The sequence below is a fragment of the Sorangium sp. So ce204 genome (assembly GCF_051526795.1).
GTDB lineage: Bacteria > Myxococcota_A > Polyangia > Polyangiales > Polyangiaceae > Sorangium > Sorangium cellulosum_B.
In genome coordinates this window covers 12,519,339-12,544,469 of record NZ_CP150317.1, presented here as the reverse complement: position 1 = coordinate 12,544,469, position 25,131 = coordinate 12,519,339, and the positions used below count along the sequence as shown (strand labels likewise).

Below are 25,131 nucleotides of genomic sequence, written 5' to 3'. Positions count from 1 at the left end.
GCGCCACCATGGCCCGGGCGAGCCGCGCGGATCCAGAGTAGTATCGCTCGCCGCCATGAACCTCGACACGAGCCGCATCCAGCGTGACATCGACGACCTCTCCCCGGACCTCCGCGAGATCGCCGCGCGCATCCACGCGAACCCCGAGCTCCGCTTCGAGGAGCACAGGGCCGCGGCCTGGCTCGCCGAGGCCGTCGAGGAGCGCGGCATCCACGTCGAGCGGGGGCTCGCCGGCATGCCCACCTCGCTCCGCGCGCGCATCGGGCGCGGCGAGGGTCCCCACCTCGCCATCCTCGCCGAGTACGACGCGCTCCCGGAGATCGGCCATGCTTGCGGGCACAACCTGATCGCGGCGGGAGCGCTCGGCGCGTTCCTCGCGCTGGCGCGGCAGAAGGACGCCGTGGCCGGCACCATCGATCTGGTCGGGACGCCCGCCGAGGAGGGGGGCGGCGGCAAGATCAGGCTGCTCGAGGCGGGCGCCTTCGAGGGCGTCGACGCCGCGATGATGTTCCACCCGTTCGACCGCGACCTGCTCGCGCACGACACGCTGGCCAGCGCCTGGCTCGAGCTCCAGTTCCGCGGCAAGCCGTCGCACGCCGCGCTCGCGCCGTGGGACGGCAATAGCGCGCTCACGGCCTGCCTCGACACCTTCCGGCTGATCGACGGCCAGCGCGTCCACTTCCGCGACGGCGTCCGGGTGCACGGGTTCATCAAGAACGGCGGCCGGGCGGTCAACATCATCCCGGAGCTCGCCGTCGCCGAGTTCTCGGTCCGCGCCCTCGACACCGAGGAGCTCGCCCGCGTGCGGGCGATCGTGGAGCGCTGCGCCCGCGGCGCGGCCATGGCGAGCGGGGCCGAGCTCACGCTCGTCGATCAGGGCGGCTACAAGAACATGGTCAACAACCGGAAGATGGCGCGCCGCTTCGGCGAGCACCTGCGCGCCCTCGGCCGCTCGCCGATCGAGATGGACCCCGCCGTCGGCACCGGCTCGACCGACATGGGCGACGTGTCCCACGCGCTCCCCGCCATCCATCCGTGGATCGCGATCTGCGGCAAGGGAGAGACGACCTGCCACCAGCACGCGTTCGCCGAGCGCGCCGCGAGCCCCGCCGGCCAGGACTCGATGCTGATCGCCGCCAAGGCCATGGCGATGACGTGCGCGGATCTCCTGCTCGATCCCGAGCTGCGGCAGGGCGTGCGCGAGGAGTTCGCGCAGCGGAAGGCCGGGGCGAGCGCGCGCTAGGCGCGTTCAGCCGTCGTCCTGAAGGGGGTTCCCGAGGTCGTCCATCAGCCCGGTCCCCCCCTCGATCGGGATCGCCCGCGCCAGGGCGACCCGCTCCAGCATCACCGACAGCGCGATCTTGTCTCCGACGTCCGGCAGCCAGGTGCGGGACCCGTCCCAGAGATCGAGCCGGATGTTGCTCGACGGCACGGCCCCGCCGACCGCCGCCGCGGCGCCGGCGCCCGCCTGCGCGGAGGGCACCGCCATCCGGTCGATCTGCGACCAGGCGAAGCGCCGCACGCGCGGCACGCCGAAGGTGAGCAGCTCGCGCAGCTCGATCCCTTCCGGGTGCACGACGACCCCCCGCATCTGCTCGCGCAGCACCATCGCCAGCGCGCTCACGCACAGGACGATGGCGCACACGCTGGAGGAGACGAGCCGGTGGCGATCACCCTCGACGACGTACTGGAAGATCCGGGAGCTCGAGGGAGCGTTCTGGCCGTAGAAGATCACCGCCGAGACGCCGAGGGCGAAGGTCAGGTAAAGCAGCGCCGGGAGGCGCTCCTTCAGCGGCGGCCCGAACGCGATGCGCTTCTCGGGCCTGTACGTCATGTCAAAGCCGGGAGGTCTGGAGGGACGCGCCATAGACTCGTAGTCTACACGGCGGGGGAGCCGACGCTTGGGTCCGCCCCCTCGACCGGGCGCCCTCGGGCCCGGCCGCGCCGCGCTCCCGGCGACCCACGTGCGGGCGATGGGCTGAAACCCATTGCCGGGCGATGGCTGAACGGACATGAAGGGGCATCCCGACGGCGTCCCGTCGACCCCTCCTGGAGCCTTCCATGCACGATCGCTTCCTGCGCGCCTGCCGGCGAGAGCCGACCGATGTCACGCCCGTGTGGTTCATGCGCCAGGCCGGCCGGTACATGGCCGAGTACCGGGAGCTCAGGAAGAAGTACACGCTCCTCGAGATCTGCAAGACGCCCGAGCTCGCGCTCGAGGTGACGCTCCAGCCGCTGCGGCTCGGGATGGACGCGGCGATCCTCTTCGCGGACATTTTGCTGCCGCTCGAGCCGATGGGCGCCCCCTTCGAGTTCGCGAAGGGCGAGGGCCCGGTGATCCACGAGCCCGTGCGCGATCGGGCCGGCATCGAGCGGCTGCGGGTGTTCGAGCCCGAGGAGGGCCTCGGCTACGTGCTCGACGCCGTGCGCCTCATCCGCAAGGAGCTGGACGGCAAGACGCCGCTCATCGGCTTCGCCGGCGCGCCGTTCACCATGGCGAGCTACCTGGTCGAGGGGGGCAAGTCGAGCGACTACCGGCTCACGAAGCAGCTGATGTGGAGCGACCCCGAGGCGTGGTCGGCGCTGATGGGCAAGATCTCGGAGGTCGTCCGCCGCCTGCTGCGCGCTCAGGTCGCCGCGGGCGCCCAGGCGGTGCAGCTGTTCGACTCGTGGGTCGGCTCGCTCTCGATCGACGACTACCGCGAGCACGTGCAGCCGCACGTGCGGCACATCCTCCGCGACCTCGAGGCGACCGGGGTCCCGGTCATCCACTTCGGCACGAACACGGGGGCGCTCCTGGAGGCGCAGCGCGACGCCGGCGGCACGGTCATCGGCGTCGACTGGCGCACGCCGCTCGACAAGGCGTGGCAGCGCGTCGGGTACGATCGTGCGGTGCAGGGCAACCTCGATCCGCTGCTGCTCTGCGCGCCGCGCGCCGTCGCCGAGCGCCGCGCGCGCGCGGTGCTCGAGGAGGCCGGCGGGCGCGCCGGGCACATCTTCAACCTCGGCCACGGCATCATCCCGGAGACGCCGGTCGATACGGTCAAGGCGGTCATCGATCTCGTCCACTCCATCCCGCGCGCGTCGCTCCAGGGCGAGCCGGATCGCTGACGCCGCGCATCGCGCCGCGGCGTCGACCGGGAGCGTGCGGCGGGCGCCAGGCCGCGCCGCCGCATCGCGCCGCGCCGGCGCATCGCGCCGCGTCGCTGACCAGGAGCGTGCGGCGAGGAGCGCGGCCGCGCCGCCGCCTGGCCCTGATGAAGAAGCCGCACCGGCGCCTCACCGTCGAGATCTCAGACACCCTCCCGGGGTGATATGGTCCAGCCGCGAGCATGTGCGAGCTCCTCGGGATGGAGTGCAACGTCCCCACAGACATCGTCTTTTCGTTCAACGGCCTCCGGCACCGGGGCGGCCGCACCGGTCCCCACGCTGACGGTTGGGGCCTCGCGTTCTTCGAGGGGCGCGCCGCGCGCGTGTTCCTCGATCCGAGCCCCGCCGCGGAGAGCCCGCTGGCGCGATTCCTCAGCGAGACGCCCATCAAGACGCTGCTCGCGATCGGCCACATCCGGCGCCGCACCCGCGGCGACGTGCTCCTCGCCAACACGCACCCGTTCATGCGCGAGCTCTGGGGACGCCACTGGGTCTTCGCGCACAACGGCACGCTCCCTCGCGTCCGGCGCCGCGCGCTGGGCCGCTTCAACCCCATCGGAACGACCGACAGCGAGCACGCCTTCTGTTACCTGCTGGAGGGGCTCCGCAGCTCGTTCCCCGGCTATCCGCGCCGGCCCAGCGAGCTCTGGGAGGCGGTCGCGGCGCTCGGCGGCGAGCTCGGCCAGGATGGCACGTTCAACTTCCTGCTCGGCGACGGCCGCCACCTCTTCGCCCGCTGCGCAACCCGGCTCTGTCACATCATCCGCAAGGCCCCCTTCGGCATCGCGACGCTCCTCGACGACGATGTCCGCGTCGACTTCTCGGCCGTCACGACCCCGAAGGATCGGATCGCGGTGGTCGCGACGAGCCCGCTCACCGCGAACGAGACCTGGACCATGGGACGACCGGGCGAGCTCTGGGTATTCGACGGCGGTGAGCTGCGCGCGACGCTGTCGTCGCTCGCCTGACCGGCGCGCCAGCGCGGCCTCCACCCCTCGCGCGCTGTCGTGCCGCGGCCTGGAGATGGGCACGGCAGCCTGAAAAGAAAAACGCCGCGACGGACCTGGGGGGGGAAGGTCTCCGCCGCGACGCAGGTCTATCCTACGCACCCTGTGTGCCAAGTCAACTAACCGGCACGCTGGCGGGGCCGCTGCACGGTCGCGGCACACGCGGTTCCGCTCGGCTCCGCTCGGTTCCGTTCCGCTCCGCTCGGCTTCGCTCGGTTCCGCTCCGTTCCGCTCCGTTCCGCTCCGTTCCGCTCTGGAGCAGCTCCGTTCCGTGCCGCTCGGTTCCGGTCCGCTCCGTTCCGTGCCGCTTCGCTCCGTTCCGCTTCGCACGGTTCCGGTCCGCTCCGTTCCGCTTCGCTCAGTTCAGCGTTGTGATGCACCCTGGTTTTGAGGCAGAACTCACAGAGCCTCGTCCCCGCAGAACGCGGACATGCCAGGCGAACAGACACATCGTGTTCCAGCGAACCATTCTCTCCCTTGCCGGCTCAATCGCTCGCCGGACGGGTGGCGGCGCGCTCGGGAAACGCATAGAGAGACCCGCGTCCTCGGCAGCTCGGGCTGCACAAGAGGAAAGAGATGGGGCGCCAACTGCGATAGCAGCGCACAGCGCCCCACAAGGCGCATCGGCGAGCACCGGCGGTGCGGCGCGGCGTGAGCGGCGGCAAACGACGGCGAGGGGCGGACGGCGTGCGGGGAACAAGCCGAGAACGTGGAAGGGCACAACGGGCGCGACGAGCGCAACGAGCGCGACGAGCGCGACGAGCGCGACGGAGCGCAGAGGGCGACGTAGGCCGTTGTCGGGTCGGGAAGGCGGAGGAAGCACTGAAGACGGCTCCGCCCGGATGGCCGTCTTGACGGGAGTCGGGGCATGTCAGTACGCTTTGACGTTGGGCGAGCTAGGGCATATCGAACCGTTGCATCGCGACCGAAGAGCCACGCCCGGGTAGGTTCCGTCTCGGGAAGAGCTCGAACGATGTCGAGGCTAGGTCGCACGACGGGTTGGGCTGAGCGCGCGTGAGTGACTTCGACGAAAAGACTCGTGTAACGCAGGTGGTCCAGCCCCCACCGGGCGGCGGCAGCAAGAACACGACCGACTGCCTGGTCGTGATCTACACGAAGGAGCCCACGCTGCTCGGCAAGCGGTTCGTGCTGGAGAACAACCCGACGCGGGTCGGTCGCGGCGCGGACAACCACATCGTGCTCGACGGCGACTCCGTGTCACGAAGGCACGCCCATTTCGAGCAGCGGCCGAGCGCCTGGATGGTCGTCGACGATGGGAGCACCAACGGGACGTACTGCAACGATGAGCAGATCTCCCGCGAGGTGGTGCTGAAGAACGGAGACCGGGTGAAGATCGGCCCCACGATCTTCAAGTTCCTGTCCGGCGCCGACGTGGAGGCGCAATACCACGAAGAGATCTACCGGATGACCATCATCGATGGTCTCACGCAGATCCACAACAAGCGCTACCTCTACGAGGCGCTCGAGCGCGAGATCATCCGCGGCCGCCGCCACGAGCGGGACCTCGCGATCCTCCTGTTCGACATCGACCACTTCAAGCGCATCAACGACGTCCACGGCCACCTGGCCGGCGACTTCGTGCTGAAGGAGGTCGCGCGCATCGTGCAGAGCCGCATTCGCCGCGACGAGGTCTTCGCGCGCTACGGCGGCGAGGAGTTCGCCATCATCCTGCCGGAGACGTCCATCGAGGGCGCGGCGGCCCTCGGCGAGACCCTGCGTCAAAAGGTCGCGGAGCACCTGTTCGTGTTCCAGGCCGACAGCATCCGCGTGACGATCAGCGTCGGCGTGGCGCTCCTCCAGGAGGGTGATCGCACCGCGAACGACCTCATCAAGCGCGCGGACGAGCGCCTCTACCACGCGAAGAACAGCGGGAGAAACCGGGTGTGCGCCTGAGCAGCCGCCCGCGGGCGCGCTAGGCTCCGGCGGAGGAAGGACGATGCCGAACAGCGATCTGCCGCTGCCGGCGGCGCCGGACGCGGGCAGCGGCGCGGAGCTGCCCGCGATCCTGTCGCCGCCGCCTGGTCCCCTGTCGCGGAGCGCCCTCGAGCGCCTCGAGCGCGTCGAGTGCCCGGCGTTCGGCCGGCGGCGCGAGGCGCGGGCGCAGAAGAGCGGCGCCGACATGCTGCCGATCGTGCTGTCGCACGGGCGCGGCGCGAACGTCTGCGACGTCGACGGGAACCGCTACGTCGACCTGTGCGCCGGCTTCGGCGCGCTGCTGCTCGGCCACGCGGCGGCGCCGGTGCGGCGCGCGGCGGAGGAGCAGCTGTCGCGGCTGACCCTCGCGCTCGGCGACGTGTACTCGGCCGACGTGAAGATCGCCCTGCTGGAGCGCCTCGCGGCGCTGCACCCCGGGCCCTCGCCCATGGCGCTGCTCGGCCAGAGCGGCAGCGACGCGATCACCGCGGCCGTCAAGACGGCGGCGCTCGCGACGGGGCGGCCGGGGCTCGTCGCGTTCGAGGGCGCGTACCACGGGCTCGGGTACGCGCCGCTCGCGGCGTGCGGGCTGCGCGAGAGCTACCGGGCGCCCTTCGCGGAGCAGCTCAACCGGCGCGTGACGTTCGCGCCCTACCCGCGCGACGAGGCGGGCGCCGCGCGCTCGGTCGACGCCGTCGAGCTCGCGCTGCGCGGGGGCGACGTCGGCGCGGTCCTCCTCGAGCCGATCCTCGGGCGGGGCGGCTGCGTCGTCCCGCCCGACGCGTTCCTGCGCGCGGTCTGCGAAGCGGCGCGCCGGCACGGGGCGCTCGTGATCGCGGACGAGATCTGGACCGGCCTCGGTCGATCGGGGGCGATGACGCGCACAGGAGAGCTCGGGGCGCCGGTCGATATCCTCTGCTTCGGCAAGGGGCTCGGCGGCGGTCTGCCCATCTCCGCGTGCGTGGCGCCCGAGCCGATCATGCGGGCGTGGGCGCGCGAGGGCGAGGTGGTCCACACGTCGACGCACTCCGGGTCGCCCCTCGCGTCGAGCGCCGCGCTCGCGACGCTCGACGCCCTCGACGAAGGCCGGCTGGCCGCGCGCTCGCGCGACGTGGGCGCTCGCTTCCAGGCGATGCTGCGAGAGGCGCTCCCGCGCAGGGCAGGCGTCGTCGACGTGCGAGGCGCGGGGCTCATGGTCGGCGTCGAGCTCGAGAGCGCCGAGCTGGGGCTCCGGGCCATGCGCGGGATGCTGGCCGAAGGGTACCTGGTCCTCACGGGCGGGGTGCGCGGCGAGACGCTGACGCTGACGCCGGCGCTCACCATCCCCGAGGCGCTGCTCTCAGCTGCGGCCGGCGCGCTCGCGCGCGTGCTGCGCGCGTGTTGACGGCCTAGCGCGCGAGCGGAGCAGGACGCGCGTGCTATCCCGGTGCCCGTGGGACCGATAGACCAGAGCGAGGCGCTGCACCGCCGCGCGCGGGCGTTCATCGAGGCGTCGCTCGGCGTGGACGGGGCGGGCTCGACAGGCGCCGGGCGAGCGGCGGCCGCCTCTCCTCCGCAGGACCAGGGCGAGCGCGGGGCGCTCCCGGAGACCTTCGATGCGCTCGCGATCGCCCTCGCCCGGCACCAGGCCGCGCATTGCGCGCCGGTGGCCCGCCTCTTCGAGGCGCGCGGCGCGGACGTCGCCGCGATGGATCACGCGGCGCAGATCCCCGCCGTGCCGTGCGACGTGTTCCGGTTCGCGCGCGTCGCGGCCCACCCGCCGGAGGCGGACGAGCGCGTCTTCCGCACGAGCGGGACCTCCCTCGGCGCGGCGTCCCGCGGCGAGCACCCGTTCCGCACGACCGCCACGTACGAGCTCGCCGCGCTCGCGTGGGGGGAGCGCCTGCTGTGGCCCGACGGCGCGCGGCTCCGGGCGATCGTCCTCGCGCCGCCGCTCCACGAGGCGCCGGACTCGTCGCTCGGGTTCATGATCGACCGCTTCGCGGCGCGCCTCTCGGGGCCGGCGAGCTGGCACGTTCGCGGCGGCGAGCTCGACGCCGCGGGGTTCGCCCGCGCGTGCGCCGAGGCGCGCGCCTCGGGAGAGCCGGCGCTCGTGCTCGGCACGTCGTTCGCCTTCGTGCATTGGATCGAGCACCTGACCGAGGCGCGGCTGCCCGAGGGCGCGGCGCTGCTGCCCGAAGGGAGCCGGGTCATGCAGACCGGCGGCTTCAAGGGCCGCTCGCGCGAGGTGCCCGCCGAGGAGCTGCGGGCGTCGATCGCGCGGGCGCTGGGGGTGCCGCTCTCGCACGTGGTGAGCGAGTACGGCATGACCGAGCTCTCCAGCCAGCTCTACGAGGGCACGCTCGCGGCGGCGCTCGCCGGCGCGCCGGGCGCGGCGCCGGGGCTGTACCTCGCGCCTCCCTGGACGCGCGTCACCGCGGTGGACCCCGAGACGCTCGCGCCGCTCCCCGCGGGCGCGATCGGGCTCGCGCGGATCGTCGATCTCGCGAACGTCGACTCGGCGGTCGCCATCCAGACCGCCGACCGCGTGCGCGTCACCGCGGAGGGCGTCGAGCTCCTGGGCCGCGCGTCCGGGGCGCCGCCGCGCGGCTGCTCGATCGCGATCGACCAGATGCTCGGCGGCGGGGCGTGAGGATGGACGAGGGCGCGGCGCGGCGCCTCCGCGTCGAGCGCGCTGTCGCCGCGGCGGCGCGGATCGCGGACGCGCGCGATCCGCTGGGCGAGGAGGCGCGCCTGCGGCTGCCTTCCACGAGCGGCCTCTCGCCCGAGGGCGTGGAGCTCGCGCTCGGCCGCCACCTCGAGGTCGCGCCGAGCCACGGCGAGCTCGACGCGCTCGTGGCGGCCTCGGGGCGCGCGCGCCGCTGCCACGTGGTCCTGGCGGCCAACGTCTGCACGGCGCCGCTGCGGGCCATCGCCGTCGCGACGGCCACAGCGCCGGAGGTCCTCGTGCGCCCGTCCCGCCGCGATCCCGTCGTCGCGGAGCTCCTCGTGCGCGCGCTGCAGGCCGACGAAGGCTTCCGCCGCGCCGGCGGGGTCATCGCGCTGGTCGCGGACGTCGCGCTCGGGGACGCCGGGGCGGCGTCCGGCGAGCGGGTTCCCGGGGATCTGCCGCACGCCGAGCTGCACGTCTACGGCTCGGACCAGACCGTGGCGACGCTGCGGGCCCAGGCCGGCCCGGGCGTGCTCGTGCGCGGGCACGGCGCCGGCCTGGGGCTCGCCGTCGTCGGCCTGGACGCGAACCTCGTCGAGGCGGCGCGGGACATCGCCGCGGACGTCGTGCCGTTCGATCAGCGCGGCTGCCTGTCGCCGCGCTTCGCGCTGGTGGAAGGCCCGGCCGAGCGCGCGGAGGCGCTCGCGCGCGGCCTGCACGAGGCGCTCGCGGAGGCGGGCGATCGCGTCCCGCGCGGGCCGCTCGACGGCCCCGCCCGCGCGGAGGTGACCATGTACCGGGCCACGCTCGAGGCCGTGGGCTCGTTCTGGGAAGGTCGAGGACACGGGGTCGGCCTGGATCCGGCGCCGCGATCGCTGCTGCTGCCGCCGGCGGCGCGCGTCGTCCACGTGGCGGCGAGCAGCGCCGAGGCCGCTCCGGCGCTGCTCGCGCCGATCCGCGGCGCGATCACCGCGATCGGCGCGGGCGGAGGCGGGATGCTCGCGCGCGCGGCGGCCGCGGCAGCCCCGCGCGCCCGGCGCTCCGCGCTCGGGCGGATGCAGCGCCCGCCCCTCGACGGCCCCGTCGATCTGCGGACGCCCTGACGTCCGGCCGCCCGCGCGGGCGGCTCGTGGCGAACGCGCACGTCGCGCGGCCACGCCGTCCAGAGCGCGGCACGATCGGGACATGGTGGGAGCAAGGTGCGCTCGAGCGACGGTGTGTGATAGCGATCATGGCATGTCGTCGCGCACCGATCCGAAGGCGACCCATCCGCCCACGGAGCTCGAAGCGATCGCGAGCCCGTCGGCGACGCCGTCCGGCGTGGAGGGCTCACGGGACAGCCTCGTGGACCGCGCGCTGGACGAGCGCCGCCCCGACGACGAGGGCGCGCCCCTCTCGAGCGATCCGGCCGGCAGCTCGGCCCGCGTCGCGGAGGCCGACGACGAGGGCGCGCCGCCGTCGGTCGCCTCCGCGAGGATCCAGGTGCGCCGCGACGAGCGCCTGGATCTCGTGATCGAGTACCTGGCCTTCGTGGCGAAGCCGATGCCGCTGTCGCTCCTCCTCGACGAGGCGCCGCAGCGGATCGCCGCGATCCTCGGCGCCGACGTGGCCTCGCTGTACCTCCTCGAGGGCGACGGCGACGAGCTCGTGCTGCGCGGCAACGTCGGCTTTCCGCGCGAGGCGCGCGGCACGGTGCGGCTCTCGGTCGGGCAGGGCATCACGGGCATGGCGGTCGAGTGCCTGCGGCCGATCTCGGTCGTCCAGGCGACCGAGCACGAGCGCTATCGAGCGTTCCCCGAGCTCCGTGAAGAGCGCTTCCCGGTCTTCCTCGCGGCGCCCATCCTCGGCAGCGGCCGCCCGCTCGGCGCCCTCGTCGTGCAGCGGGCGGGCGATCGCGCCTTCACGGCGCGGGACGTCGAGCTCGTCATGGCGCTGACCGCGCCGATCGCGGCCGGCGCTCGCCACGCGCAGGTGCTCGACGAGCTGCGCGAGCGGCGGCGGCGCACGGGCGGCGGCACGCGCAAGGTCACGCTGCCGGGGTTGCCCGTCGTCGCCGGGCGCGCGCTCGGCGCCATCGCGGCCCTGCGGCGGCCGGCGACCTCATCGCTCGGCGCGCGGCAGGGCAGCGGCGATCCGAAGCTCCTGCGGCTCGCGTTCGACATCGCGGAGAAGGCGCTCCTCGACCTCAACGCCCGCGCGGCGAAGCGAGGGCTCGCGCAGGAGGCGGCGTTCCTCTCGACCTACCTCCTGATGATCGGCGACGGCCGCCTGCGCGCGCGCGCCTTCGAGCTCGCGGCCGGCGGGCGCAACGTCGCGCAGGCGCTCGGGACGGTCGCTCGCGAGGTGGCGCGGGCCGCCAACGGGATCGTCGGTGACCCGTTCTTGCAGGATCGCGCCCGTGACATCGAGGATCTCTGCGATGCGATCCTGATGCTGGCGACCCCGGACGCCCGGGCCGAGCTCCCGTCGAAGGCGGTCCTCGTGGGAGACCAGCTGACGGTCTTCGACCTCTTGATCTCCGCCCGGGCCCATCCGGTGGGCGTCGCGCTCAGCGACCGGTCCGGGCCGCGCTCGCTCGTGCTCCTCCAGCTGCTCGGCGTGCCGTCGATCGTGGATGTGGCGGGGGCGTTCCGCTGGGCGTCGCCAGGAGACGTCGCGCTCCTCGACGCGGACCACGGCTTCCTGGTGATCAACCCGTCCCGGGCCGAGGTCGCGACCGTCCGCGCGGCGCGACGCAGGGGACCCGCGTCGCCGGAACCCGACGAGGACGACGACGAAGAGGACGAGCCGGCGAGCTGAGCACCGGCCGGGGCCGGTGCTCGCGGCTCAGCTGCCGGACCGCGCGGCGGCGGCCGGCTCGGCCGGCGTCCCCTGGGCGCTCTGCAGCTCCTTCTTGGCGCGCCAGTTCGCCAGGCGCTTCGTATCGCGACGCTTCTTCTTGGCTCTCACTGCGGGCTTCTGCGGCATGGCCGGCGGTATAGCCGCTCGAGCCCCTCGAGGGAACCCCGTACCTCACGCCGCCCCCTGTTCAGGCCACGGGGCGTTGACGCCCCACGGCGACCGCCCCATGACCGCTGCTCCGATGAACGTCCGTCTCGTACACGAGTTCCGCTTCGAAGCCGCCCACCGCCTTCCCAAGGTGCCGCAGGGGCACAAGTGCGCGCGCCTCCACGGTCACAGCTTCAAGGTCGAGGTCGCGATCCGCGGCCCGGTGAACGAGGAGACAGGGTGGTTCATCGATTACAGCCACCTCTACGAGGCCTGGGCTCCCCTCCACGACCTGCTCGATCACCACTACCTGAACGAGGTCCCCGGGCTGGAGAACCCGACGAGCGAGGTGCTCGCACGGTGGATCTGGACCCGCCTCGCGCCGTCGCTGCCGTCCTTGAACCGGGTCACCATCTTCGAGACCTGCGACGCCCGCTGCGAGTACGAGGGCGACTAGATCGATGAAGACGCTCGTCTGCCGCTGCGAGGACGTCACGCTGCACGAGCTCGAGGCCGCGATGGATCGCGGCTACAAGGACGTCGAGTCCGTCAAGCGCTACACGGGCTTCGGCACCGGCTGGTGCCAGGGCAAGTGGTGCCTCGCGCTCTGCGCGCGGCTCATCGAGGAGCGCGGGGGCGACGCCCGGAAGCCGATCACCCCGCGGCCGCCGTACCACCCGGTCTCGCTCGCGGCGCTCGCCGGGCTCGACGAGCTCGGCCTCCGCGGCGGCGGGCGCGAGCGCTAGCGCTGGCCGCGCTCCGCGCGACCAGCGCCCTGGCCCGATCGTCGGCCGTGATCAGACGAGGGGGCGGCGAGCGCTCGCGCACCCGACGTTCACGGTCAGCTCGAAGACCCCTTCGGACCAGTACTTCGAGACCGCGTGGTGCAGGTACTTGAGCATCGAGTCGATGATCTGCGGCTCGACGTCGAGCATCGCCGTCGACTCGGGGATCACCATCAACCTCGAGATGGGATCCTCGAGGAACTCACGCCCGCTCTCGAACGACACGGCGATGAGCTGGACGTCGACCTCGACCTCGTCGAGCCCCGCGCCCTCGATCTCCTCGGCGATGGTCTCGATCGTGGGGCGGCTGACGGCGGCGGCGTCCACCGCGGCGCCGAGCTCCGAGAGGTCTTGCTTGAGCGCGCACTCCCGCGCGATGTCCGCGATCTCCGGGAACGAGCCGCGGAGCGGCAGCGCGATGAGCGCCTGGCCGCCGGGGACGAGGACCCGGCGCAGCTCGGCGAGGAGCTGCGCCCGCTCGCTCGGACGGCAGACCGGGTGCAGCGTGAACGCGTGGGAGAAGCTCGCGTCCGGCAGCGGCGTCGGCAGGGCGTCGGCGAGCACGTAGCTCGCGTTCATCCCGGAGAACAGCGCGGCCTTGTCGCGCGCGAGCTCGAGCGCGGCGGCGGAGCCGTCGACGCCCACGAGGGTCGCGCCGGGCAGCTTGTCGGCCACGATCGCGTCGGGGAAGCCGCTCCTGCAGCCGAGGTGGACGATGCGCGCCGCCTCGGAGGGCAGCAGCATCTCGACCGCCAGCGAGGCGAAGAACGAGAGGTAGCGCGGGACGACCGCGTGCTCGAACAACACGGCGTCCGCCGCGCTCAGCGGCGGGCCGATCATCAGGCGACCCCGTCCTCCTCGTCGTCGTAGGGCGCGAGGAGGCTGAGCGCCTCTTCGGCGAGCTCGCCGATCGTGACCTCCGACGTCGCGTCGTCGCCGCCGTCGTCGGCGAGCTCGACCGTGCGCTTGTCGTCGAGCAGCGGCTGGATGAGCGGCGCATGCGCCGGGTCACCGATCTCGACGAGCGTCTCGATCGCCGCCGCGACCGCGTCCGGATCCTTGTGGCTCAGGAACTGGCTGAGCAGCTTCGGCACGCCCGGCTCCGGCACCTCGGCGATGAGGTACGGCAGCTCCGGGAGCGCCGACGAGCCCACCGGCAGCCGCTTCAGCGCGCGCTCGATCGCCTGCGCGACCTCCTTGAACCGATCGTAGGCCAGCGTTTCGATCTCCTCGCCCGCGGCCTGCCGCGCCTCGGGGTGCTCCGACGCGAGCACGTCGATGAGCGCGTCGAGCGCGCGCGGCCCCTCGTGCTCGCCGAGCAGCGACGCGATACGCACCAGCCGGAGCGCCGCCTCGTCCTCGTCGTTCTCGCGCGTCGCGGCCGCGATCGCGTCCGTGAGGACATCCAGCAGCCCATCGCCGGGCATGGCCGTCAGGTCGTCGTGGAGCCGGCGAGCCGTGCGCTCCGCGTCGAACAGCTTGTTCAGGGTCGTCTCGATCGCTTGACGATTTTGCACGAAGAGGAGCTATCAACAGCGCGTCGCCTCCGCAAGCCGGCAGGCAACAAGGGCCTGTTCCTCGCGAATTCCCGTCCACGGCGGGCGCGGCCGCGCGTGCCCGGCGCCGCCCACGCCGTGGCCGCGCGCGCGAGCCGGGCGGGACGAGCGCGCCGCCGCTCCATCGAGCTCGCCCGCCGCGCGCGATGCGGTAGACCGTTCGTGGCATGCGTGTGTCCGGCTCATCGCAAGCCCGCCCGGCGAGGGCGGCGGTCTCCCCTTCCCCGCTGGTGCGCGGCGCCGCGGCGTCGGCGCTGGTCCTCGCGCTCGGCGGCATCGACGATCCCGAGCCGCCGCCGCCCGCGGTCGTCCCTCCGGCGGCCGCGGCGCGCGGCGCCGCGGGCGCGGCGGCGCTCTGCGGCCCGCGCACGGTGCCGGAGGGCGCCGCCTGCGTCCCGCTGCCTGCTCCGGGCGCGCCGCTCCCCGAAGGCGGCGCCGCGGCGCTCTCTGACCCTGCCGGCGCGCGCCCCGCAAGAGCGGGCACGCGCAGCCAGGCCCACGAGCACATCCCCCGCCGCCCGGAACGTCCGGCGAGCGCCGCCGCGTACACGTTCCCGATCGGCGCGCCGGACGCGCCGCCGGGGTTCCTCCTTGTCGAGGAGGCTCCAGCCGGGGCGGGCGCGCTGCCTGCAGCGGGCTCCGTCGCCGCTATCGGCGCGGCGCGGCCCGAGCCGCCGTCGTGGATCGGCGGGATCGACATCGCCGCGACGCGCGGCGAGCGGGTGGCGGCGCTCAGGCTCGAGGGCCAGGAGGGGAAGGCCGAGGTCGTCTTCGTCGGCGCGCTGTCCGGGATCACGGTGGCCACGGCGCACGACGTGCGCGAGGCGCCCGACGCGGATCGCGTGCGCAGGTACCTCCTGCTCCATGGCCACCTCGATCGCCCTGGCCCCGGCGTCGTGGCGGGCGCGCGCCTCGACGCGGGCGACGTGGTCGGGTACGCCGGCGAGACGGGCAGCCCGGGCCTCGTCCGGCTCCGCCTCGAGGCGCGGCAGATCCGCGAGGGCGCGCGCCTCCCCGAGCTCGATGCGAAGCGCATCACCGACGCCGCGGTGACGGTGCCTTGCGACCTCCGCAACGTCCTGCCGCTCCGTCAGGGAGCGAGCTTGTAACCGAAGCCGTAGACCGTGAGGATGTGCTCCGGCTTGTCGGGCGAACGCTCGACCTTCTTGCGCAGCTTGACGATGAAGTTGTCGACCGTGCGGTTCGACGGCCCGGCCTCGATCCCCCAGATCTTCTGGAGGATCTCCTCGCGCGAGACCGGCTGGCCCAGGCGCTCGTGCAGCAGGCGAAGGAGCTCGACCTCGTAGAACGACAGCTGATCCGAGCGCGAGCCCCGCGAGACCGTATGGGCGGTCATGTTGATCTGCACGTTGCCGATGGAGAACACCTCGACGGGCGCCTCGGCCGGCCGGGCGGCGCGGCGGAAGAGGGCGCGCAGGCGGGCGATGAGCTCGCCCACGCTGAACGGCTTGGTCACGTAGTCGTCGGCGCCCGCGTCGAGGCCGCGGATCTTGTCGATCTCCTGGCCGCGGGCCGTCAGCATGATGATCGGCACGAACGCGTCCCAGCGCCGCAGATCCTCGCAGACCTTGAAGCCGTTGGTGTCGGGGAGCATGAGGTCGAGGAGGATGGCGTCCGGCTTCTCCTGCCGCGCGAGCAGCACGCCGTCCTTCCCCTTCGAGGCCGACGCCACCGAGAAGCCCTCGAACTCGAGGGCGTCCGTCAGCCCCAGCACGATGTGGGGCTCGTCCTCGATGATGAGAATCTTCTTGCGTGCCACCACGACGGAGTCCGGTCTTAGCACAAAACCGAGCAGGTCCCTCCCAGCGCTCCTCCGGCCGGCTCGCTGGAGCCGCTCTGGAGCCACAAAGCACCACAAAAGCGTCGCGGGGCGCGATCTCACGACCGCACCCCGCGCGCCGGGCTCAATCAGACGTTAGCGGACGTTAGCGGACGTTAGCAGACGTTAGCTGACGCCAGCTGACGTCACCTACTCGCCGGAGCAGGTGATGAACAGCGTGGCCCCTTGCTGGGCTTCGCCCTGACCCGTGAACCGGATCTTGCGCTGCTCGGTCGACGGGCAGTCGGCCACGATGCTGGCTTCGCCGAGCCGGATCGACGGGTCGACGTAGCACCACCCATGCACGTCGATGTCGTCGCTGACGCTGGTCCTGCACGCGACGGCGCCGTCGCCCTCGAGCTGCTGGATCTCGCACACGCAGTCCCAGCCGGACGCCTTCGCGATGTCGAGCGAGAGCACCTCGTCCTTCGCCGCCGTATGATCGCCCGTCACGTCGAGGCGCCCCAGCTTCCTCGGATCGTTGCAGTTGCACTGGCCCTGCGAGTTGCGCGCCTCGAGGATCAGGCAGGAGACCTGCTGCTCCGTGTCCGGCGTCAAGGTGCGCGGCAGGCACTGGCCGCCGAGCACCGTCTTCAGGCGGTCGATGATGGCGCCGATCGCCGGCCGGTAGCCGTAGTCGGCGTCGCCGGCGCGCTCGAGCTGGCGCGGGCACACCGAGCCGACGATGCCCTGGGGGCCGAGCTCCCGGATGAGCTGCAGCTCGCGGAGGCCCGGGTAGGCCTTCGCCTTGATCTGCGTCGTCGACCTGGGCGCCGGATCCTCCTGATCGTTCCCCGCGTCAGGCCTGCACAGCGGGTTGTCGATCGGCTGACCCCCCACCGCTCTGCAGTCGCAGCTCGTAGCCGCCCCGTCGCAGGTCTTCACCGCGGCCTGGGGGAGATCGAAGATGCAGGCGTACTGGAGGTCCCCCGTGCTGTCCGCCGGGATCGTGTACTCGCGGCCGTTGATGCCGTTCCAGCCCGTCGCCTGCGGTCCGACGATCGCATCGCCCGTGATCGGGTTCATGCCCGAGCGAGGCGTCATCGACTCGACCATGAAGGGATCCTTCGGCGCCTGGTACGTCGCGGGATCGCCGAGGATGAGCTCCCAGGTGCTGGCGGCGCCGGCCACCGGAGCGCTGAGCTCGTCGGAGTTCTTGAACCCACCGACCGGCTCGCCATCCTGGTTGAGGCCGTTCAGCAGGTCGGGCTGGCCGTCCGCGTTCTGACGCGCGATGTCCTGCCACGGCACGCCGACGATACCGGCGAAGAAGACGAGCCCGGGATCGCGGACGTTGGAGTCGAGGTCGTCCGGGTTCGGATCGCTGAAGATCGGGTTCGGGACCAGCTCGCCCCTGCGGTTCGGGATCTGCGCCTCGGTGAAGGCGCGCCGGTAGCGGTCGATCGGGTAGAGGAAGTCGAAGCCGAACCGGCGCTTCTGATCCCAGCAGCGCGAGTTGACCGGGTCCTCCTCCTTGCTCAGCCTGGCGGTGTTGCCGTCCGTGCCCGTGCACGTCGGGTCGGGTGAGCAGCCATCCTGCTTCTGGCTGCACGACCTGCAGCACTTGTCGCCCGGATTGGTGGCGCACTCGCTGCGCGGCCGCCACAGGCGGAAGCTTGGCGTGGTGTCTGCCACGAGGTAGTTCTTGCCCTCCTCGCGGATCGAGCAGTCGTTCTCGTCGGTGAGCATGATGATCGCGAGGAGCGAGCTCGGCCGCATGAAGTCGGCGCGCTGCTTCTTGACGACGGCATCCTCGCCGGTGACGACGATGTTCTGGTCCGCGTCAATGCTGATCGTCGCGTAGGGCTCCGGGTCGACGAGGAAGCGGTACACGCTCTCGAGCTGCGCCTCGAAGCCGCAGCCGGTCTGCCCCGTGCCTTCGACCATCGCGGTGAGCGCCCCGACCAGCGTCGTGTTGTTGAGGTCGGCGTTCGAATCATTCGGGCCGATGTCCGCCTCGCCGTCGTTCTGATCCGGCGTCTCCGGCTCACCGTCGAGCTTCTGATCCGGATCCCAGGCCAGGAAGCCCAGGTTGAGGTAGGTCGGGAGGTCGTTGACGTCGGAGTTCTCGTCGCTGCGCGCGAGGAGGTGCGCCATGTCCACGTTCGAGGCGCTCGTCGACGCCTGGCAGGCGCCCGCCCCGTGGCCGCCGAGGCTCGAGCTGATGATGCCGATGTGGATGTCCTTGACCGGCTCGAACTCACGCTTGTAGTCCTGCGGACAGGGCGTGTTGGGCGAGGCGACCGTGGTCGTCATCACGCCGTCCCTGTGGATGCAGCGCGGGTTGACGAGACCCTCGACGAGGTCGGGGATCGCGGTGGCGAGGATGGCCTGCTTGTCGGCCATCGAGCCCGAGTTGTCGATCGCCAGGAGCAGGTCGATCTTGTCGACCGAGCTCTGCGTCAGCCGCTCGACGATCGTCGACGTCGACCGGGGCTTGTTCTCGGCGATGGGGCGGCTCAGACATCCGAAGGCGCTGCCTGTGCCCGCGATCAGCAGGCCCGCCATGGCGAACCTCACCGCGCCCCTCCACGGGCGCCTGCTCTCACGCTCTATCCGCGTCATATTCGACTTTCCTTTCGACCACCGATCCAGTTGCGCGGCGGTCAAGCCACCGAAAAGGCCCGCCGTCCACGGGCCCATGACCGACTTCCGCAGGCGATCCACGGCTCGACGGGAGCCCGATGCTAGGGACCCGACCGGAAGGCTGTCAATTCGACCCGGCCGGCCCCGCTCGACCCCGCGAAGGGGTGCCATAGCAAACGAGATGCCGCCGCACGCGGCCCCGTGCCCTCCATGCCCCGCGCGCCGCCGCGACGTCAACCTGATTGCGCGACAGCCAACGCAGTAGGCGACCCGCCCCTCAACCTGGGCGACCCGCCCTCAACCTGGGTCGACCTGGCTCCTCCGGCCTGATCCTCAACCTGGGTCGGCCAGTCGAGAAAGTTCACTTATCACTGTATTGCAAATCACTCCTTCCCAGGTTGCGGGAGCCCAGCCTCCATCGCGCGCGGCGGGCGGTCGTGGGAGGGCCAACCTCGGTCGGCCGCGGCGCCGCAGCCCAACCTCGGTCGGTGCGGGGAGCTGGGTGGGTCGCGGGCCCGGCGCCGGTGGGGTTTGCCGCTTCCCAGCAGGGCCGAGTTGTGGTCAGTGCCCGGGCATGTTGCGCGTCGCCCTCGCCATGGTCCCGGAGGTACGGCAGCTGCTCGCCGAGGATCCGGCGCAGCTCTCCGAGCTGCTGGACGAGATCCACGACGAGGACCTCGCCGACCTCATCGGCCTGCTGGACGACGCCGAAGCGGCGAAGGTCCTGATGGCGCTCAGGGCCGAGGAGGCCGCGCCCATCTTCGAGCGCCTCGACGAGGAGACCCAGGAGGCGCTCGTCGAGCAGATGGGCGTCGAGAGCATCGCGCCGATCGTCTCCGAGATGGCGGCCGACGACCGCACGGACCTCATCGAGGCCCTCCCGGACCAGGTCAGCGGCACGCTGCTCTCCACGCTGGAGAAGGTCGACCCCGAGGCGGCGGCCGAGGTCGAGGAGCTCGCCAAGTGGCCCGAGGACAGCGCCGGCGGCCTCATGACCACCGACTACGTGTCGGTGGGCATCCACCTCACGGTCGCCGACGTGATCGAGCGCATCCGCGCCGTCGGCGAGGACGCCGAGACCATCTACTACGTGTACATCGTCTCCGATCGCGGGCACCTCATCGGCGTCGTGTCGCTGCGCGATCTGCTGCTCGCCTCGCCGTCCGAGAAGCTCGCGGACGTGATGACCGAGAACGTCTTCGCCGTCAGCCCCGAGACCGACCAGGAAGAGGTCGCGCGGACCATGGCCAAGTACGATTTCAACGCGCTGCCCGTGCTCTCCGCGGACCGCAAGCTGCTCGGCGTCATCACCGTCGACGACGTGATGGACGTCCTCACGGAGGAGCAGTCCGAGGACATGCAGCGGCTCGGCGCGGTCGGCCCCATCGAGGACAGCTACTTCAAGACGAGCTTCTGGACGTTCATCCAGAAGCGGGCCCCGTGGCTCGCCGTGCTGTTCGTCGGCGAGTTCATGACCGGGGAGGTGCTCCGGCGCTTCGAGCACGAGCTCGAGGCCGTCGCGACGCTCGCCTACTACGTGCCCCTGCTCATCTCCACGGGCGGCAACTCCGGCTCGCAGTCGTCGTCGCTCATCATCCGCGGCCTCGCCGTCGGCGATGTGCGCGTCGGCGACTGGGCGAGCGTCCTCGTCCGCGAGCTCGGGCAGGCGGTCGTGCTCGGCCTTATCCTCTCCGTCATCGGCATGGTCCGCGTCTGGCTCTGGGGCGACGGCACCGGCTTCGTCCTGACGATCGGCGCGACGCTGATGGCGATCGTCCTCATGGGCTGCACCGTCGGCGCCATGCTCCCCCTCCTGCTCCGGCGCATCGGCCTCGATCCGGCGACCAGCTCCACGCCGTTCATCGCGAGCCTCGTGGACGTCCTGGGGATCCTCCTCTACTTCACGATCGCCCGGCTCTTCCTGGCCGACCTCCTCGCGCAGGCCGGAGCGGGCGGGTGAGCGGAATCACGCGGTATTGCGCGGAGCCTGGCGGAATTGGACGGCGATCGGACGGCGATCGGACGGCCATCGGACGGCCATCGGACGGCCATCGGACGGCGATCGAGCGACGCCGCGCCGACCGTGCCGAGGCCCACGCCGGTCCCCCCCGCGCGGGCGCGCCGCGTGCTTTTCGGCGCGCCACGACCCTTGACGCGTCGGCCCCCATGGGGGAGTGAAGCAGGCGACGTTCGTTCAGCGCAGCGTGCGCTGAGCCCCTCCTAGGGAAGGAGTGACGATGGCCGAAGGCTTGAATCGCGTAATGCTGCTCGGCAACCTGGGCGCCGACCCAGAGCTCCGGTTCACCCAGGGGGGTCAGGCCGTCTTGAACCTGCGGCTCGCGACGACCGAGTCGTACCTGGACCGCGACAAGGTCCGGAAAGAACGGACGGACTGGCACAATGTCGTGATCTGGGGCAAGCGCGCCGAGGCCTTGGGCAAGATCCTCAGCAAGGGTTCCTCGATCTTCATCGAGGGCTCGCTCCGCACGTCGAGCTACGACGACCGGGATGGCAACAAGCGCTACAAGACCGAGGTGATCGCGAACAACGTCCTGCTGACGGGCGGGGGCCGCGGTCGCGGCGCTGCCGGCGATGACGCAGGCGCGTTCGGCGCGGATCCCGGCGGTGGCTACAGCGGCGGCGGCGGCGGCGGCGGCTACAGCGGTGGTGGTGGTGGCGGCGGCGGTTACGGTGGCGGTGGCGGCGGCGGCGGCCGCCCGGCAGGCGGCGGCTACAACCGCGGCGGCGGCGGTCGCCCGGCGCCGGCTGCGCAGGATCCCGGTCCTCCGCCCGACGATTTCGGCGGCGGCGGTTACGGCGGCGGCAACGACGACGACATCCCGTTCTGATCGCTCCCCCTGCCCGGTCGAGTCATCCGCCTGGCGTACGCCTCTCCCTTCAGCATCTCGCATCCACGCGACAGGCCCTCTCCGACGGCCAGGCAGCTCTCCACGAGCCCCTCTTCCCCATCCTAGGGCCGCGGCCGCGGCCGCCGCGCCAGCAGGACGGTCACCCCCGCCGCCGCAAGCACGCCGAGCGCCGCGGTCATGGCGAGCGGCTGCTCCGCGGCGAGGAAGATCGTCCGCACGAGCAGCCCCGGCTCGGGCGGCGCCACGAACACGCCCTCGAACGCGGTCGCGCCGAGCAGCGCGCCGCACCGAGCGCCCGTCCCCTGCGCAGGCTCCAGGCAGGCCAGGCTGCAGAGCGCCGCGTCGTGCTCGCTCCCGGCGAAGCCGAGCGCGTGCTGCCCGCGGATCACCACCGCGCGCGCGCCTGCCCTCCCGGCTCCCTCGAACGCTTGCTCGAACCGCTGCGACTGCGCGTGGATCGGCCCTGCTTCCCACCGCTCGATCGTCACCCCGAGGCCCCCCCGCACGAGCCCCGAGGCCCGATCGAGCACGAGCTCCTCCAGGCCGGTCACCCATTGCCGCGACGGGGCCGTCACGCACACCGCGCGCAGCGAGAGCCCGTCCGCCTCGACGCCCCGCAGGAGCGTCACCTTCGCGCCCGCGATCGCGGAGACGTCGATCGCGGGGAGCGCCCCCTCCGGCGTGTCGCTCGCCCCGGCCGGCAACGCAAGGCGCAACCCGAGGCCCGGCGCCACGCCGTGGAGCTCAGACGCGCTCGAGCTCATCCATCAGCGCGAGCACCTCGGTCCGGATCTCGACGAGGGCCGTGCGCATCCGCTGCACCTCCTCGTGGCTCGCGCCCGCGTCCGGCGGCGGCGGCTCGATGCCGCCCTCGCGCAGCTTGCGCCGCGCGCCCGCGATCGTGAAGCGGTGCGAGTAGAGCAGCTCCTTGACCTTGAGGAGCGTCTCGACGTCGCGCCGGCTGTAGACCCGCTGCCCCTTCGCCGACTTCTGCGGGCGAATGGAGCGGAACTCGGTCTCCCAGTACCGGAGCACGTGCGGCTCGACCCCCACGATGCCGGCCACCTCGCCGATCCGGTAGTACAGCTTCGCCGGAAGCTGCGCGCGCACCGCCAAGCGGTCTACTCCTCGGCCGCCGAGGCCGTCTCACGCGGGTTGAGGGCCTGCTTCAAGATCTGGCTCGCCTTGAAGTTCAGGACCCGGCGCTCCGTGATCAGGATGGGGTCGCCGGTCTGGGGGTTGCGACCCTGCCGCTGGCGCTTGTCGCGCAGCACGAAGTTGCCGAATCCAGAGATCTTGATCTTCTCCCCGCGGCCCAGGGTTTCCTTCATGGTCTCGAACACGAGGTCCACCAGATCGGCAGATTCCTTCTTCGAGAACCCCCCAAGGCGGGAGTAGACCGCCTGAACGATTTCGGCTTTCGTCATGACACCCCCATCGCCCTTGCAGAAGGGGGGACGCGCCGCAACCCCTGAAGACCGTTCAGGAAGCCGCGTGCGGTCCCCCGACCGGCCTGGAGGGCAGAATGCCAGCGTGCGTCGGTAAGGTCCAGGGGGTTACGCAGGCTTCGCCCGATGTGCACCAGGCACGCTTCGTGGAGCCCCCCCGAGCAACGCAGCGCTCGGAGCGAACCTGCGACCCCACGAGCAGCGCCCCACACCTCGCACCCTCGATCCGGCGGCCAGGAACCCCGGCAGGCTCACCGGCGCGACCAGGGGCGCAGGAGGGGCCCGGCGGCGACGATCCGCTCAGACGGCAAGATCGCCGAGGTGGCGTTCCTTCGTCGGCTGCCGGGACCAGGCGCCGACGACGGCCGCCTCGCTCGGCCGCGCGTCGCTCCAGCCGACGACCGGCGCGCTCGAGGCCACATCGCGGCGGCGCACGATCTGCTCCTGGACGACCAGGAACGCCACGTAGAGGTAGCCGACGGCGAAGAGCACCGCGAACGGCGTGGCGAAGTAGTGCCCCGTCTCCACGGACGCGACCACCGCGCCGCACGACAGCACCGCGAGCATCGCCTCGGTGATCGGCAGGTCCGTGCGGACCTTGTACCGGCCCTTGTTGTCGCCCTGCTTCGGCGTCCGGACGAACTCGCCGGACATGCTGCGGAGCCCCTCGATCACGGCCTTCGACAGGTACGGCGCGAGCCCCGTCCCGAGCGCGATGAGCATCGGCAGACGCCTGACCGCGCCCCAGCGCGAGCGGCCCTGCGCCGTCTCGGCCAGCATGTAGAACGCCGCGAGCGACCCCGTCGTCGCCGTGCAGAGCGGCAGGTCGATGGCGATCATCGTCAGCGTGTCGGCCGCGGGGAACAGCACGAGCGCCGGCAGCAAGAGGACGCTCAGCAGCACCAGCAGCGGGTAGGCGAAGTGCGGCGTGAGGTGGAAGAACGCCTCGATCCGCTGCCCGAGCGAGAGCTTGGCGCTCAGCACGGTCGCCATCAGCTTGCGCGCCGTCTGCACCGTCCCCTTGGCCCAGCGGTACTGCTGCGCGCGCAGCGCCGAGATGTCCTCGGGGAGCTCCGCGGGCGAGACGACATCCTCGCGGTAGATGAAGCGGTAGCCCGCGAGCTGCGCCCTGTACGACAGGTCGAGGTCCTCGGTCAGCGTGTCGTGCTGCCAGCCGCCCGCCTCGCGGATGGCGTCCTTGCGCCACATCCCCCCGGTGCCGGAGAAGTTGAACAGGAGGCCCGCGCCGAAGCGCGCGCGGTTCTCGACGAGGTGGTGGCCGTCGAGCATGAGCGCCTGCACCTGCGTGAGGATCGAGACGTCGCGGTTCAGGTGGCCCCACCGCGTCTGCACCATGCCGACCGTCGGGTCCTCGAAGTGGCCGACGATGGACCGCACGAAGTCCGGCTGCGGGATGAAGTCGGCGTCGAAGATCGCGACCAGCTCGCCCTTCGCGATCTTGAGCCCCGCGTCGAGCGCCCCCGCCTTGTAGCCGACGCGGTCCACGCGGTGCAGGTACACCGCGTCGAGGCCCAGCGCGCGCAGCCGCTCGACGTGCGCGCGGACGAGGCCCTGCGTCTCGTCCGTCGAGTCGTCGAGCACCTGGATCTCCAGCTTGTCGCGCGGGTAGTCCATCTTCGCGACGGCATCGAGCAGCCGCGCCGCGACCGTCGACTCGTTGAAGAGCGGGAGCTGGATCGTCACCGGCGGGAGGTCGCGATCGGTCAGGGCCGCGACCTCCTGCGCGCGGGTGATCTTCGCGCGGTTCAGGCGACAGAGGACCACGAGGTGCAGCCGGTGCAGGCCGTAGCCGCTGAGGCCGAGCAGCACGCCGAAGTAGAGGACACAGAGCAGCAGGGAGAGCATCGCGAGCACCTACCGCCGGCGGGTTGCCGTGCAGCCGTGGGGACGGGCGAGAGCGCCGTTCTCCACCCCTGCAGGCGCCGACAGACAACGAACGCGTACCACCCGCCGGATCCGAAGTTGTCAGGCACTTGTAATTCGTTGCAACTCTCTGTCGCGAGGTCCGCAAAGTTGACTTCGGCCCGAGTCGCTCCCCGCGGGGAATGACAATCACCGACAATCCCGCTTCGCCCGGGCGCGCGGCGCTGCCCGCAGGTCCGCCGCACGAACGCCCATGCGCGAGCGGCGCGCCGACTCAGGGGGTTCCCGGATACTGGAGCTCCAAGTAAGGTGTTTTTGGTAAGGCTCCTCCGAAACCACGTTCGATGAGTAAGGGGCTCACCCGCTGGGCAGATTCACAGTACTGCGCGATCTGGGGGTCTGGGCAGGGCCGCGCGCCGGGCGCCGGGCGCC

General features: G+C 72.1%; 23 protein-coding genes. 13 read left to right on the top strand and 10 right to left on the bottom strand.

Features of this window, described 5'->3' with window-relative positions; translation table 11 throughout:
• The first annotated feature begins 55 nt into the window (after nucleotides 1-55).
• Nucleotides 56-1,243: a M20 family metallopeptidase gene (locus WMF22_RS47495; protein WP_438034053.1), complete on the top strand. Its 1,188-nt coding sequence runs from the start codon at nucleotides 56-58 to the stop codon at nucleotides 1,241-1,243.
• 6 nt (nucleotides 1,244-1,249) lie between these two features.
• Here the strand turns inward: WMF22_RS47495 and WMF22_RS47490 are convergent, their stop codons facing one another.
• Nucleotides 1,250-1,834, bottom strand: coding sequence for a hypothetical protein (locus WMF22_RS47490; protein WP_438034052.1), 585 nt, complete (start codon nucleotides 1,832-1,834; stop codon nucleotides 1,250-1,252).
• 227 nt (nucleotides 1,835-2,061) lie between these two features.
• Between WMF22_RS47490 and hemE the strand changes: the two genes are divergently transcribed.
• The 7 genes from hemE to WMF22_RS47455 all read left to right on the top strand — a co-directional run bounded on the left by hemE (nucleotide 2,062) and on the right by WMF22_RS47455 (nucleotide 11,541).
• Nucleotides 2,062-3,111 carry a uroporphyrinogen decarboxylase gene (gene hemE / locus WMF22_RS47485; RefSeq protein WP_437296424.1) on the top strand — a complete coding sequence of 350 codons (1,050 nt, stop codon included), beginning with the start codon at nucleotides 2,062-2,064 and terminating at the stop codon, nucleotides 3,109-3,111.
• A gap of 221 nt (nucleotides 3,112-3,332) precedes the next feature.
• Nucleotides 3,333-4,118, top strand: coding sequence for a class II glutamine amidotransferase (locus WMF22_RS47480; RefSeq protein WP_437296423.1), 786 nt, complete (start codon nucleotides 3,333-3,335; stop codon nucleotides 4,116-4,118).
• 1,053 nt (nucleotides 4,119-5,171) lie between these two features.
• Nucleotides 5,172-6,071, top strand: a complete 900-nt coding sequence (locus WMF22_RS47475; protein ID WP_012241235.1) for a GGDEF domain-containing protein — start codon at nucleotides 5,172-5,174, stop codon at nucleotides 6,069-6,071.
• Between the two features lie 43 nt (nucleotides 6,072-6,114).
• On the top strand, nucleotides 6,115-7,476 hold the full coding sequence (locus tag WMF22_RS47470) for an aspartate aminotransferase family protein (protein ID WP_438034051.1): 1,362 nt from the start codon (nucleotides 6,115-6,117) through the stop codon (nucleotides 7,474-7,476).
• Nucleotides 7,477-7,524: 48 nt separating this feature from the next.
• Nucleotides 7,525-8,724 carry an acyl-protein synthetase gene (locus WMF22_RS47465; protein WP_438034050.1) on the top strand — a complete coding sequence of 400 codons (1,200 nt, stop codon included), beginning with the start codon at nucleotides 7,525-7,527 and terminating at the stop codon, nucleotides 8,722-8,724.
• Between the two features lie 2 nt (nucleotides 8,725-8,726).
• Nucleotides 8,727-9,845 (top strand): acyl-CoA reductase, encoded by a 1,119-nt coding sequence (locus WMF22_RS47460; protein ID WP_438037340.1) that lies wholly within the window; start codon nucleotides 8,727-8,729, stop codon nucleotides 9,843-9,845.
• Nucleotides 9,846-9,978: 133 nt separating this feature from the next.
• The gene (locus WMF22_RS47455; protein ID WP_438034049.1) at nucleotides 9,979-11,541 is read left to right on the top strand and encodes a GAF domain-containing protein; all 1,563 of its coding nucleotides are present in this window, start codon (nucleotides 9,979-9,981) and stop codon (nucleotides 11,539-11,541) included.
• A gap of 27 nt (nucleotides 11,542-11,568) precedes the next feature.
• Here the strand turns inward: WMF22_RS47455 and WMF22_RS47450 are convergent, their stop codons facing one another.
• Nucleotides 11,569-11,691: a hypothetical protein gene (locus WMF22_RS47450; protein WP_272096326.1), complete on the bottom strand. Its 123-nt coding sequence runs from the start codon at nucleotides 11,689-11,691 to the stop codon at nucleotides 11,569-11,571.
• 133 nt (nucleotides 11,692-11,824) lie between these two features.
• On the opposite strand from WMF22_RS47450, the gene queD reads away from it, so the two are divergent.
• Nucleotides 11,825-12,187, top strand: coding sequence for a 6-carboxytetrahydropterin synthase QueD (queD, locus tag WMF22_RS47445; protein WP_012241229.1), 363 nt, complete (start codon nucleotides 11,825-11,827; stop codon nucleotides 12,185-12,187).
• A gap of 4 nt (nucleotides 12,188-12,191) precedes the next feature.
• Nucleotides 12,192-12,476, top strand: a complete 285-nt coding sequence (locus tag WMF22_RS47440; RefSeq protein WP_438034048.1) for a (2Fe-2S)-binding protein — start codon at nucleotides 12,192-12,194, stop codon at nucleotides 12,474-12,476.
• Nucleotides 12,477-12,527: 51 nt separating this feature from the next.
• Here WMF22_RS47440 and WMF22_RS47435 read toward each other — a convergent pair whose 3' ends face one another.
• Both WMF22_RS47435 and WMF22_RS47430 read right to left on the bottom strand, forming a co-directional pair.
• On the bottom strand, nucleotides 12,528-13,355 hold the full coding sequence (locus WMF22_RS47435) for a class I SAM-dependent methyltransferase (protein ID WP_012241227.1): 828 nt from the start codon (nucleotides 13,353-13,355) through the stop codon (nucleotides 12,528-12,530).
• Nucleotides 13,355-14,032, bottom strand: a complete 678-nt coding sequence (locus WMF22_RS47430; protein ID WP_437296418.1) for a HEAT repeat domain-containing protein — start codon at nucleotides 14,030-14,032, stop codon at nucleotides 13,355-13,357. The genes WMF22_RS47435 and WMF22_RS47430 overlap by 1 nt, the downstream gene beginning before the upstream one ends.
• A gap of 212 nt (nucleotides 14,033-14,244) precedes the next feature.
• Between WMF22_RS47430 and WMF22_RS47425 the strand changes: the two genes are divergently transcribed.
• Nucleotides 14,245-15,180 carry a M23 family metallopeptidase gene (locus WMF22_RS47425; protein ID WP_438034047.1) on the top strand — a complete coding sequence of 312 codons (936 nt, stop codon included), beginning with the start codon at nucleotides 14,245-14,247 and terminating at the stop codon, nucleotides 15,178-15,180.
• Here WMF22_RS47425 and WMF22_RS47420 read toward each other — a convergent pair.
• Nucleotides 15,162-15,854 carry a response regulator transcription factor gene (locus tag WMF22_RS47420; protein ID WP_438034046.1) on the bottom strand — a complete coding sequence of 231 codons (693 nt, stop codon included), beginning with the start codon at nucleotides 15,852-15,854 and terminating at the stop codon, nucleotides 15,162-15,164. The genes WMF22_RS47425 and WMF22_RS47420 overlap by 19 nt on opposite strands.
• Before the next feature lie 207 nt (nucleotides 15,855-16,061).
• On the bottom strand, nucleotides 16,062-18,431 hold the full coding sequence (locus WMF22_RS47415) for a hypothetical protein (RefSeq protein ID WP_438034045.1): 2,370 nt from the start codon (nucleotides 18,429-18,431) through the stop codon (nucleotides 16,062-16,064).
• 640 nt (nucleotides 18,432-19,071) lie between these two features.
• On the opposite strand from WMF22_RS47415, the gene mgtE reads away from it, so the two are divergent.
• Together mgtE and WMF22_RS47405 are read left to right on the top strand one after the other, a co-directional pair.
• Nucleotides 19,072-20,457 (top strand): magnesium transporter, encoded by a 1,386-nt coding sequence (gene mgtE / locus WMF22_RS47410; protein WP_437296414.1) that lies wholly within the window; start codon nucleotides 19,072-19,074, stop codon nucleotides 20,455-20,457.
• 277 nt (nucleotides 20,458-20,734) lie between these two features.
• Entirely contained in the window at nucleotides 20,735-21,346 is a 612-nt protein-coding gene (locus WMF22_RS47405) for a single-stranded DNA-binding protein (protein ID WP_438034044.1), read from the top strand.
• A 122-nt stretch (nucleotides 21,347-21,468) separates the two neighbouring features.
• Here WMF22_RS47405 and WMF22_RS47400 read toward each other — a convergent pair whose 3' ends face one another.
• The 4 genes from WMF22_RS47400 to WMF22_RS47385 all read right to left on the bottom strand — a co-directional run bounded on the left by WMF22_RS47400 (nucleotide 21,469) and on the right by WMF22_RS47385 (nucleotide 24,681).
• Nucleotides 21,469-22,131, bottom strand: a complete 663-nt coding sequence (locus WMF22_RS47400; protein ID WP_438034043.1) for a hypothetical protein — start codon at nucleotides 22,129-22,131, stop codon at nucleotides 21,469-21,471.
• Nucleotides 22,112-22,477, bottom strand: coding sequence for a MerR family transcriptional regulator (locus tag WMF22_RS47395; protein ID WP_437296411.1), 366 nt, complete (start codon nucleotides 22,475-22,477; stop codon nucleotides 22,112-22,114). Before WMF22_RS47395 ends, WMF22_RS47400 begins: the two co-directional genes overlap by 20 nt.
• An 11-nt stretch (nucleotides 22,478-22,488) precedes the next feature.
• The gene (locus tag WMF22_RS47390; RefSeq protein ID WP_012241218.1) at nucleotides 22,489-22,794 is read right to left on the bottom strand and encodes an integration host factor subunit alpha; all 306 of its coding nucleotides are present in this window, start codon (nucleotides 22,792-22,794) and stop codon (nucleotides 22,489-22,491) included.
• Between the two features lie 321 nt (nucleotides 22,795-23,115).
• The gene (locus tag WMF22_RS47385) at nucleotides 23,116-24,681 is read right to left on the bottom strand and encodes a glycosyltransferase family 2 protein (RefSeq protein ID WP_438034042.1); all 1,566 of its coding nucleotides are present in this window, start codon (nucleotides 24,679-24,681) and stop codon (nucleotides 23,116-23,118) included.
• Nucleotides 24,682-25,131: the final 450 nt, after the last annotated feature.

Coding starts and splice junctions, on each gene's coding strand:
- WMF22_RS47495 (WP_438034053.1), top strand. CDS start 56: ATGAACCTCGACACGAGCCGCATCCAGCGTGACATCGACGACCTCTCC.
- WMF22_RS47490 (WP_438034052.1), bottom strand. CDS start 1,834: ATGACGTACAGGCCCGAGAAGCGCATCGCGTTCGGGCCGCCGCTGAAG.
- hemE (WP_437296424.1), top strand. CDS start 2,062: ATGCACGATCGCTTCCTGCGCGCCTGCCGGCGAGAGCCGACCGATGTC.
- WMF22_RS47480 (WP_437296423.1), top strand. CDS start 3,333: ATGTGCGAGCTCCTCGGGATGGAGTGCAACGTCCCCACAGACATCGTC.
- WMF22_RS47470 (WP_438034051.1), top strand. CDS start 6,115: ATGCCGAACAGCGATCTGCCGCTGCCGGCGGCGCCGGACGCGGGCAGC.
- WMF22_RS47460 (WP_438037340.1), top strand. CDS start 8,727: ATGGACGAGGGCGCGGCGCGGCGCCTCCGCGTCGAGCGCGCTGTCGCC.
- WMF22_RS47455 (WP_438034049.1), top strand. CDS start 9,979: ATGTCGTCGCGCACCGATCCGAAGGCGACCCATCCGCCCACGGAGCTC.
- queD (WP_012241229.1), top strand. CDS start 11,825: ATGAACGTCCGTCTCGTACACGAGTTCCGCTTCGAAGCCGCCCACCGC.
- WMF22_RS47440 (WP_438034048.1), top strand. CDS start 12,192: ATGAAGACGCTCGTCTGCCGCTGCGAGGACGTCACGCTGCACGAGCTC.
- WMF22_RS47435 (WP_012241227.1), bottom strand. CDS start 13,355: ATGATCGGCCCGCCGCTGAGCGCGGCGGACGCCGTGTTGTTCGAGCAC.
- mgtE (WP_437296414.1), top strand. CDS start 19,072: ATGTTGCGCGTCGCCCTCGCCATGGTCCCGGAGGTACGGCAGCTGCTC.
- WMF22_RS47405 (WP_438034044.1), top strand. CDS start 20,735: ATGGCCGAAGGCTTGAATCGCGTAATGCTGCTCGGCAACCTGGGCGCC.
- WMF22_RS47400 (WP_438034043.1), bottom strand. CDS start 22,131: ATGAGCTCGAGCGCGTCTGAGCTCCACGGCGTGGCGCCGGGCCTCGGG.
- WMF22_RS47390 (WP_012241218.1), bottom strand. CDS start 22,794: ATGACGAAAGCCGAAATCGTTCAGGCGGTCTACTCCCGCCTTGGGGGG.
- WMF22_RS47385 (WP_438034042.1), bottom strand. CDS start 24,681: ATGCTCTCCCTGCTGCTCTGTGTCCTCTACTTCGGCGTGCTGCTCGGC.